Origin of the sequence: Sphingomonas sp. (genome assembly GCF_031426035.1) — a bacterium.
GTDB lineage: Bacteria > Pseudomonadota > Alphaproteobacteria > Sphingomonadales > Sphingomonadaceae > Sphingomicrobium.
Genome location: NZ_JANPKO010000149.1, coordinates 1 through 9295 on the forward strand (window position 1 = coordinate 1; position 9295 = coordinate 9295).

The 9295-nt window shown below is 68.5% G+C and carries 8 protein-coding genes; 3 read left to right on the forward strand and 5 right to left on the reverse strand.

The window, feature by feature from the left end; translation table 11 throughout:
• Positions 1-2 precede the first annotated feature (2 nt).
• Positions 3-1523, reverse strand: coding sequence for a FecR family protein (locus tag RMP08_RS11120; RefSeq protein ID WP_310469068.1), 1521 nt, complete (start codon positions 1521-1523; stop codon positions 3-5).
• 146 nt (positions 1524-1669) lie between these two features.
• Between RMP08_RS11120 and RMP08_RS11125 the strand changes: the two genes are divergently transcribed.
• The 3 genes from RMP08_RS11125 to RMP08_RS11135 all read left to right on the forward strand — a co-directional run bounded on the left by RMP08_RS11125 (position 1670) and on the right by RMP08_RS11135 (position 5462).
• Positions 1670-3316, forward strand: coding sequence for a ShlB/FhaC/HecB family hemolysin secretion/activation protein (locus tag RMP08_RS11125; protein WP_310469069.1), 1647 nt, complete (start codon positions 1670-1672; stop codon positions 3314-3316).
• A gap of 71 nt (positions 3317-3387) precedes the next feature.
• Positions 3388-4434, forward strand: coding sequence for a metallophosphoesterase (locus RMP08_RS11130; RefSeq protein ID WP_310469070.1), 1047 nt, complete (start codon positions 3388-3390; stop codon positions 4432-4434).
• Positions 4431-5462 carry a hypothetical protein gene (locus RMP08_RS11135; protein ID WP_310469071.1) on the forward strand — a complete coding sequence of 344 codons (1032 nt, stop codon included), beginning with the start codon at positions 4431-4433 and terminating at the stop codon, positions 5460-5462. The genes RMP08_RS11130 and RMP08_RS11135 overlap by 4 nt, the downstream gene beginning before the upstream one ends.
• Here the strand turns inward: RMP08_RS11135 and RMP08_RS11140 are convergent.
• The 4 genes from RMP08_RS11140 to RMP08_RS11155 form a co-directional block, all read right to left on the reverse strand.
• Positions 5455-6153: a hypothetical protein gene (locus tag RMP08_RS11140; RefSeq protein WP_310469072.1), complete on the reverse strand. Its 699-nt coding sequence runs from the start codon at positions 6151-6153 to the stop codon at positions 5455-5457. The two genes, RMP08_RS11135 and RMP08_RS11140, sit on opposite strands and share 8 nt — an antisense overlap.
• Before the next feature lie 83 nt (positions 6154-6236).
• Positions 6237-7049 (reverse strand): polyphosphate kinase 2, encoded by an 813-nt coding sequence (gene ppk2, locus RMP08_RS11145; RefSeq protein WP_310469073.1) that lies wholly within the window; start codon positions 7047-7049, stop codon positions 6237-6239.
• 10 nt (positions 7050-7059) lie between these two features.
• A complete protein-coding gene (locus tag RMP08_RS11150) occupies positions 7060-8097 on the reverse strand; it encodes a hypothetical protein (RefSeq protein ID WP_310469074.1) in 1038 nt (345 codons plus the stop codon).
• A 145-nt stretch (positions 8098-8242) separates the two neighbouring features.
• Positions 8243-9295 (reverse strand): MBOAT family O-acyltransferase (locus RMP08_RS11155; RefSeq protein ID WP_310469075.1); only part of this gene is annotated, 1053 nt, incomplete at its 5' end.

The following is a 9295-nucleotide window of genomic DNA, read 5'->3' on the forward strand; positions in this document are numbered from 1 at the left end:
CCTTACCACACTCCGACCCGCCCCCCCTCTCCTCCGATCTGCTCGACGACCGGGGCGACCACCTCGACGACCGGCTCGACCACGGGCGCGACGACATCGACGACCGGCTCGACCACTGGCGCGACGACATCGACGACCGGCTCGACAACCGGGGCGACGACATCGACGATGGGCTCGACCACCGGGGCAACCACATCGACGACCGGCTCGACCACCGGGGCGACGACATCGACGACGGGCTCGACTACCGGCGCGACCACGTCCACGACAGGTTCAACCACTGGCGCGACCACGTCCACGACGGGCTCGACCACTGGTGCTACGACATCGACGACCGGCTCGACCACCGGCGCCACCACATCGACGACTGGCTCGACCACCGGCGCAACCACGTCCACGACCGGCTCGACCACCGGCGCGACTACGTCGACGACTGGTTCGACGACCGGAGTGACGACGTCAACGACGGGCTCGACCACCGGCGCGACGACATCGACGACCGGCTCGACGACCGGCGCGGCGGGTTCGATCACGGGCGCGGCAGGCTCGACCACGGGCGCCGCCGGCTCGACCACGGGGGCGGCGACGTCCCCCGGAGGCGCAGGGGTTTCGACTGGCGGTCCCCCGGCTCCGGAGGCCGACGGGGCAACGGGCTCCTGCACGGGAGCAGGATCGACGATGCCGACGACCGGCGCGCTCGGCGCGGCCGGCGCGCTCGGAGGAACCTGCACGCTGCCACCCGGCGCCGGCGGGGCGACCACCGGAGCAGCGGGCGAACTGGCGGGGACGACCGAGACGGTGCCCGGCAACAACGGATTCGGCGCGGCGACGACCGGCGCGGCCGGGGCCACGCGGACCAGTCCGCCGGTGAGGTTGGTGACGGTCCCGAGCGGAACGTCGGCGCTGCCGCCGATCTGCACCGCGGCACCGCGGCCGCCGACCGGGACCGGTTCGCCAACCGCCCCCGGCTTGACCTCGATGATCTCGTTGGGACGCTGGCGGCCGATGTAGACCGTGAGCCCGCCCTCGACCAGGCGCTTAGCGTCACCGGTCAGCGAGCTGACCTCGACCAGGCCTTCGGTGACCTGGACCGCGGCGCGGTCATGGTCGACGACGACGGTGAAGGTGGTGCCCTTGACCACCGCGGCGAGCATCGGCGTATCGACCGCGAAGTGCGGCACGCCGGTGTGGCGCACCTTGTAGAACATCGTGCCGACCTGCTGGACGAGGCGCGTGAACCCCTTTTTCTGTTGCTCGGCGGGGAGCAGCAGGCGGCTGCTCGGCGCGACCACCACATAATCCGCCCCGCGCGTCAGCATTGCCCGGCCGGTCGAGCCGGTGGCGATCACGTCGCCCGGCGCAAGCGCGGCGCGGAGATTGACGGAAGCGGGCTGGAGGCCCTTCTTGAGAACGCGCACGTCCCCTGATTTTTGGGTGAGAATCCACGCCACGGTGCCCGATTTGGCGTACGCCGGACCGGCGAATACGACGAGCAAGGCGGCGATGAGGTGGAGAATGCGCATACCCAACACTCCGCTTATTCACGGAGCGTTAAATCTCAATTTCCCTAAGCGAAGTTAACCAGAGCTGGTTTCATATTTTTTAACGTTGATATTCCAAAGTCGGGACAGGCCGTGGTCCGCCACCAAGCACATTGGGTGCCTGTCGCATGCGAGTCCGGAATGTAGTGGCGTGGGTTGCGCTGGCGGCGGGGTGGCTGGGGGCCGCGCCGCCGCCCGCACATGCACAAACTTCGCCCGGCACGCTGGTGCGCACGGTTCCGACAGCGGAGCCCGAGCCCGGCAGGCAGGCACGGGTCGCCATCCCGTCCGCCACGCCGGCACGCGCGGCGGGGATCGGCGGGACGTTCGTGCTCGGCGCCGTGGCCATCGACGGCGCCACCGCGCTCGATGCCGCCGAGCTGGCGCCAAGCTTCGAGCCTTACCTCGCCGCCAAGGTCGGCCAGGCCGAGCTCGACAAGATCGCCGCCGGCATCACCCAGCAGTACCGGCGCCGCGGCTATTTGCTGTCCTATGCAATGGTGCCCAAGCAGTCGGTGCGCTCGGGGATCGTCCGCCTGCGGGTGGTCGAAGGCTATGTCGACAAGGTGCGAATCGAGGGCGATGAGCGCTCGGCGGCGGCGATCATCGAGCTGGTCGAGCGGCTCAGCGTCGAGCGCCCGCTGCGCAATACCACGCTTGAGCGGGCGCTGGGCCTGGTGCGCGAGGTGCCGGGCGTGATGTTGAAGGACACGCGGATTACGCGTTCGCCGACCGATCCGGCGCGGCATCAGTTGACCATTGTGCTCGGCGCCAACCGCGTCCGCGCGCTTGCCTACACCGACAACCGCGGGACCATCGAGGGAGCCCGCGTGCGCGGCTATTCATCGCTCAGCCTGGCCTCGCTCATGGTCCCGGGAGACCAGCTGCAGCTCGACCTGTTCTCTATTCCTTCCAACGACTTCCGCTTTTTGTATGGCCAGGCCAAGCTGTCCGTTCCGCTCACTTCCGACGGGCTGCGGGCGTCCGCGGCGATCTCGCGCAGCGGCCAGTTCCAGCGCCTCCCCGGGCGCGACCAGCGGGGCAGTTCGCGCCAGCTCGCCGCCGAGATTTCCTACCCCTTGAAGAAGAGCCGGGCCTTTTCGCTGGTTGGCCGGGCGACCCTGGCCGACTGGAAAAGCGAGGAACGGCGAGCCGGCCGCACGGTGCAGCGGGACCGCATCCAGGTAGCGCGCGCCGGGCTCGAGATGGCGCTGGTGTCCAAGGTGCGTGTCGATGGGCGGCTCAGCGTGTCGCGCGGGATCGACCTCGGCGCGGCGACCGAGGCCGGGGACCCGCGCGCGTCGCGGCCGCGCGGGAGCGGCAGGTTCACCAAGGTCGCCGCCCAGCTGCAGGTGACCGCAAGGCTGTCCGAACACTTCTTCCTGCGCGCCGACAGCGCCGCGCAATATTCCTCGCGGCCGTTGCTCGCGGCGGAGGAGTTTGCGCTGGGCGGAAGCCGGATCGGCCGCGCGTTCGACTATAACGAAGCGACCGGGGACCACGGCATCGGCGGCATGGTCGAGCTTGGCTATCGGCTCGAGCCGTCCAAGAAAGGCCAAACGCTCGAGTTGTTCGCCTTCGGGGATGGCGGCTCGACCTACCGCAAGCGGCCGGTCCCCGGACTTGCCGACAAGCAATCGCTCGCCAGCACCGGGGTCGGCGCGCGCGCGGCGATCGCCGGCGTGCTCCTCGCGGGCGAAATTGGCGCCCCGCTCGCGCGCAGCCACGGCGAGCGCGGACTCCGCGCGTTTTTCTCGGTCGCCAAGGCGTTTTGAACGACCGCCCCCTGCCCGCTTGACAATGCGGCGGCTCGCGTGCCCCTTCACGCCTCGAGCGGGAGTGGCGCATGGGGTTGCGGCGGCTGTTCAATCTGGTGCTCGGCGCCGCTTTGGCCGCGTGCCTCACCGCCGCCGCGCCCGCCGCCGATCCCGGGCGGATCGTCGCGATCGGCGACTTGCATGGCGACTATGAGGCTTGGCGCAAGATCCTGCTGGCGGCGAAGCTGACCGATGCCAGCGGCAAGTGGACCGGCGGCGCGGCGACGCTGGTGCAAACCGGCGACATCACCGACCGCGGCCCCGATTCACTGAAGATCATCCGCCACATGATGGTCCTCCAGCGCCAGGCGCCGCGGGCCAAGGGCAACGTCGTCATCCTGCTCGGCAACCATGAGGCGATGAACGTGATCGGCGACCTGCGCTATGTCAGCGCGGGCGAATATGCCGCGTTCGCCGACGACAAGTCGGCCGCGCGGCGCGATACTTTGTTCGCCAACAACAAGGCGCTGATCGAGGACTTCTACCGCAAGCGCAACGCGTCGATGTCGCCGGCCGCGATCCGCGGCGCGTGGATGGCGACGATGCCGCTGGGCAAGGCCGAGCACCAGGCGGCGTGGCGCCCCGCGGGCGAGCTCGGCCAGTGGGCGATCGCCTTGCCGGCGGTGGTCAAGCTGGGCGGGACATTGTTCGTCCACGGCGGGATCAGCGCGCCCTATGCGGCGCTCCCGATCGAGGAAATTAACCGCCGCGCCGCCGCCGCGCTGGCGGCGGCCGACAGTAGCGAAACCGCGATCATCAGCGACCCGATGGGACCGTTGTGGTACCGCGGCCTGATCGCGCGGAAAGCCACCGGCGAAGCACCGCAGACGCCGAGCCGGGCGCTGCCGGGCGAACCCAGATCGGCGAGCATCGACGAGCAATTGACGACCGCGCTGGGCGCTTATGTCGCGCGGCGCATGGTGATCGGCCACACCCCGGTGCTGAGCGGGATCGAGATCACCAACAATGGCCGGCTGATCCGCATCGATACCGGCATTTCGCAGGCCTATGGCGGCAAGCTGAGCTATCTCGAGATCCTTGGTGACGATGTCCGTCCGCACGAGGTGGCGCGATGAGAGTGACGATCGCCCTCGCTGCCTGCGCGCTGGTCGCCGCCGCGCCGCCCGAGCCCGCCAAGCCGTTATTCACCAGCGCCGACACTTTGCGCCTGACCATCCGCGGTCCGGTGACGGCGTTCGCCAAGGGCAATGTCGAAGCAGACGAGGAACGCGACGCGACGCTGACCGTGGCGGGCGGCGAGACGCTGGCGGTGCGGCTGGCGCCTCGCGGGATCACCCGGCTCCGGCGCGACGTGTGCCAGTTCCCGCCGCTGCGCGTGGTGCTGGTGCAGCCGGCGCCGGCGAATTCGCTGTTTGCCGGGCAGCGCAAGCTCAAGCTGGTCACCCACTGCCGCGCGCCGGCCGCGTTCCAGCAGCATCTGCTGCTCGAATATGCCGCCTACCGGATGTACAATCTGATCACCCCGGCGAGCCTCAAGGCGCGGCTGGCGGCGATCGATTACGTCGGCGCGGACGGGCGGCCGATGACCAGCCGGCTGGGCTTTTTCCTCGAGGACCCGGACGACGCCGCGCGGCGGCTCGGGCTGCGCGAGGTCCAGGCCGGCGACCGCATCCCGAGCGCGTCGCTGAGTGCGCCGCATGCCGCCCGCAGCGCGCTATTTCAATACATGATCGGCAACCTCGACTGGTCGATGCGCGCCGGCCCGGTGGGCGAATCCTGCTGCCACAATTACAAGCTGGCCGGCGAAACGCGCGCACCCGCCGGCGTGCTGGTGCCGATGCCGTACGATTTCGACTTCTCGGGGCTGGTCGACGCACCGTATGCGCTGCCGCCCGACCAGATCCAGGTCAGCAACGTGCGCGAGCGGCGCTACCGCGGCTATTGCAAGCACAATGGCGAGGCGTTCCGCGCCGCGGGCGAGCTGCGCGCGCTGCGCGGTGCGTTGCTCGGCGAGCTCGACCGCGTGCCCGGACTGGAGCCGGGTACCAGGCGCAAGGCGGCGGCGTTCCTTGCGGGCTTCTTCGCCGAAATCGCCAACGACGCGACGGTCAGCGCGAAGCTGCTCAAGACCTGCGTCAACTAGGTTTGGCGGGGCCCTGCGGCGGGGCGGCCGGCGCCGGCGGCGGTGACAAGGCAGCCGAGGCGGCGGCGGGCTCGCCGGGGTCGAAATCGCTCATGTAGCGCTTCATCCCGGCGCGTTCGCCATATTCGCTCGACCACAAGGCGACGAAACACAGGTTGAACATCAGCGACAGCACTGCGGCGAGCTCGACCGCGCCGATCCCCCCGGCCAGCCCGATGCCAATCGCGACCAGGATGAACAGTGCGTCGCCCGAGCTCTTGAGGCTGTTCTTGAAGCGCACCGCGCCGGCGATTCCGGCCAGCGAGAAGGCCAAAGCGAGGCTGTTCTGGACGATCACCACGATGCCGGTGACGACCAGCGGCAGGATCAAAATGGTGCTGATCAGCGACTGGTCATATTCGTCGTCGGCGCGGATCGCCATGTACACCCAGCTGACCGGCAGCGCGGTGAGCAGGGCGCCGGCCAGCGCGGTGAACAGCCAGACCAGGCTCTCGCCCAGATTGCCGACCTTCTCGGCCGGCACCGGGACGCCCTCGAGCGGGCCACGCTGGGGCTGGCTGAGCAGGGTTTCGACCCCGCCGATCGGGAGGAAGTCGCGCACGCCGGGGAACAGCATCAGCGCGGCGTAGACCGCCGCCGCCAGCAGCGCGTAATAGACCGCCAGTTTCCCGACTACATGTATCGCTTTCACCGCCTGGCGCCCCCGTTGCCGCGATCGATGGCGCCTAGGCTAGGGGTTTCGCCGCGCCGCGCAAGCGCGATATGCCGCGCGCGCTACTTGTGCTTTTTCTTGTGCTTTTTCGCCTTGGCCGCGGGGGCGTAGGGCGGGATCGGCTCGATAACCGTATAATGCTCCTCGCCGAGCGGCTTGGGGAGCTCGGGCCAGGGGATGTCGGCGAGCGGCAAATTGGTGTCGGGGATGCGGTCGAGGAGGTCGCGCAGCAGCGTAAGCCGGCCCAATTGCTGGTCGTTGTAGTCGACCAGGATCCACGGCGCATGCTGCGTATGGGTGGCGGCCAGCATCCGCTCGCGCGCCTCGGTGTAGGCGTGGTATTTGGTGCGCGCCTTGATATCGATCGGCGACAGCTTCCACCGCTTGAGCGGGTTGTGCAGGCGGTTGGCGAAGCGCTCCTCCTGCTTGTCCTGGGCGCAGCACAGCCAGTATTTGAACAGCAAGATGCCGTCGTCGACCAATTGCTGCTCGAACGCCGGGACGACACGCAGGAACGCCGCGGTCTCTTCCGGCGTACAATAGCCCATCACCGGCTCGACCCCGGCGCGGTTGTACCAGCTGCGGTCGAACAGGCTGATCTCGCCCTTGGCCGGCAGATGGTCGACGTAACGCTGGAAATACCATTGGCCGCGCTCACGCTCGCTCGGCGCCGACAATGCCACGACATGGCACTGGCGCGGGTTGAGCACGCTCGAGATCATCTCGATCGAGCCGCCCTTGCCGGCGGTGTCGCGGCCCTCGAACAGCACCACGACGCGCTGCTGGGTCTCGGCGATCCACCGCGCCATGGTGCCCAGTTCCTTCCTCAGCGGGTCGAGGAGTTCTTCATATTCAGCGTCGCCGAGCTTGGTCATGCGCGCGAGACTACACGGAGCCGGGCGGCACGCAATCGTCACGCGTCAGTGGCGGCGGCGCATCGGGGCGCAGCTTAAGCCGCGGGGTCTGGCGCGCCAGCGCGCGGACATAGGCATCGGTGAACACCGTCGCGCAGGCGCGGTTGAGGTGCGACCATTCGGGCATGATCAGGCGGCGCACATCGGGCGGCAAATCGTCATTGTGGACGCCGGCCGCGCGGTTGTTGCTGAGCAGCATGTCCCAGCCCTTGGCCTTGGGCACTTGCGCTTCCTCGTTGACGCGCAAGTGGATGTCCGACGGCGGGCGCACGAACACCACCTCGCCGCCGCGCGCGCGGATCGCGTCGACCGCTTTCTTGGCGCGCGCATGGCCCTTGGCGATCAGCTCGGGGGTGTAGGGGAACGGGTCCTTGAAGCCTTTCCACGCCCAGCGGGTGCGGGCGCGCCAGGCGGGGTCATATTCGACCCGGTCCCACATCCACGTCTGGCGGTTCTCGCCGACCTCCTGCAATTTCCAGATGTCGTGCTTGGGCCCCTCGACTCCGCCGCGGAAGTCGGGATCCAGCCGGTGCGCGGCGACACTCAGCCGGTAATTGGCGTCGAGGAAGGCCAAGCGGCGCTGGAGGACATGGTCGATCTCGATGCCGAGGCGGCCCGAGGGCGAGGTGAAGTCGCCGCGGCGGCGGACATATTCACCGTAGCCGTCGAAGGGCATGAAGAACATCGTGTCGGCGAGGCCGACGATGAGCAGGCCGCGGAAATTCTCATTGCTCGCGGCGTCCTCCAGCAGGGTCAAAGCACTGGTGCCGTGGATCGCGAGCTGGACCGGGCGGGTGCCGGTGAGCTTCTCGAAATGGTCGAGGTCGGTGTCGAACAGGATGCGGCTGTCGCCGACGATGGCGACGGGGTTGCTTTCGGACCGGACGCGTTCCTTGACCCAGGCGACCTCGCTATTGTCGAGGTCGCCGGCGTGGAGGCCGATGTTGCGGCGGGCGTTGACCTCCAACGCAATGACTCCGGCCGCAAGGACGACCGCTACCGCAAGCATGACGCGCCCCCACGGCTGGCTGGGGATGTCGCGGGTCGGGACCGGTTGCGCTTCGCCGGGGCGGTCCGATGCGGTCAGGCGCAGGCCCGCGGGGAGCGCGCCCTCGCGCTGGACGATACCCTTGGGGGGCTGTTTCCTCGGGGGATCAGAACTGGAAGTAGATGAAGGCACTGCCCTTCCCCTGTTCGGCGACGATGGCGATGCTCATGATGCCCAGAAGCGCGGCGACCAGCCATGCGGGGGTGCGCTCGACCGCGATCTCCAGCGTCTTGTCGCGCATCGCCCAATGGGTGGCGACGATGCCGCCGACGATGACCATCGCGTAGATCATCGGCAGCAGCGCGATCATCGCGATCGGCTTGTCCGCGAGGCCGGCCATCGAGGTCAGCATATTGGACGCAACGGTGAAATCCTTGGCGCGGAAGAACACCCAGGTGATGTTGATAAGGATGTAGGTGAGGAGGCCCAAGGCGATGATCGACGCGGGGCCGGGGGTCCAGCCCGAGAAGCGGCCCTTCAGCCATCTCTCGACCGCGAGGTAGAGGCCGTGAAGCCCGCCCCAGACGACGAAGGTCCAGGCGGCGCCGTGCCACAGGCCGCCGAGCAGCATCGTGCCCATCAGCGCGCCGTAGGTCCGCTTGGGGCCGTGCTTGTTGCCGCCCAATGGGATGTAGAGATAGTCGCGCAGCCAGCTCGACAAACTGATGTGCCAGCGCCGCCAGAAGTCAGAGAAGCCGACCGCGGCATAAGGGAAGCGGAAATTGTCGGGCATGGCGAAGCCGAGGCATAAGGCGACGCCGATCGCGGTGGTCGAATAGCCGGCGAAATCGCAGAAGATCTGGCCCGAGAAAGCGAGCGTCGCGACCCAGGCGTCGAGCATCATCGGGACGCCGGCGCGGGCGTCATAGACCTTCTCCACCACGGGCGCGAGGAAGCCGTCGGCGAGCACGACCTTCTGGAACAATCCGAGGATGATGAGCGCGATGCCGAAGTGGAGCTGGTGCGCGGTTGCCCGGCGGGGCTCGGCGAACTGGGGGACGAGCTCGGTCGGGCGCATGATCGGACCCGCGACGAGGTGCGGGAAGAAGGTCACGAACAAGGCGTAATCGAGGAAGCTTTTCGCCGGCTTGGCGCGCTTCAGATAGACGTCGAGCGTGTAGGAGAGGGTGGCGAAGGTGTAGAAACTGATCCCGACCGG

Bases quoted from the DNA above. Each gene is read 5' to 3' on its own strand.
- RMP08_RS11135 (WP_310469071.1), top strand. From the start codon at position 4,431: ATGAGAGTGACGATCGCCCTCGCTGCCTGCGCGCTGGTCGCCGCCGCG.
- RMP08_RS11125 (WP_310469069.1), top strand. From the start codon at position 1,670: ATGCGAGTCCGGAATGTAGTGGCGTGGGTTGCGCTGGCGGCGGGGTGG.
- RMP08_RS11150 (WP_310469074.1), bottom strand. From the start codon at position 8,097: ATGCTTGCGGTAGCGGTCGTCCTTGCGGCCGGAGTCATTGCGTTGGAG.
- RMP08_RS11120 (WP_310469068.1), bottom strand. From the start codon at position 1,523: ATGCGCATTCTCCACCTCATCGCCGCCTTGCTCGTCGTATTCGCCGGT.
- ppk2 (WP_310469073.1), bottom strand. From the start codon at position 7,049: ATGACCAAGCTCGGCGACGCTGAATATGAAGAACTCCTCGACCCGCTG.
- RMP08_RS11130 (WP_310469070.1), top strand. From the start codon at position 3,388: ATGGGGTTGCGGCGGCTGTTCAATCTGGTGCTCGGCGCCGCTTTGGCC.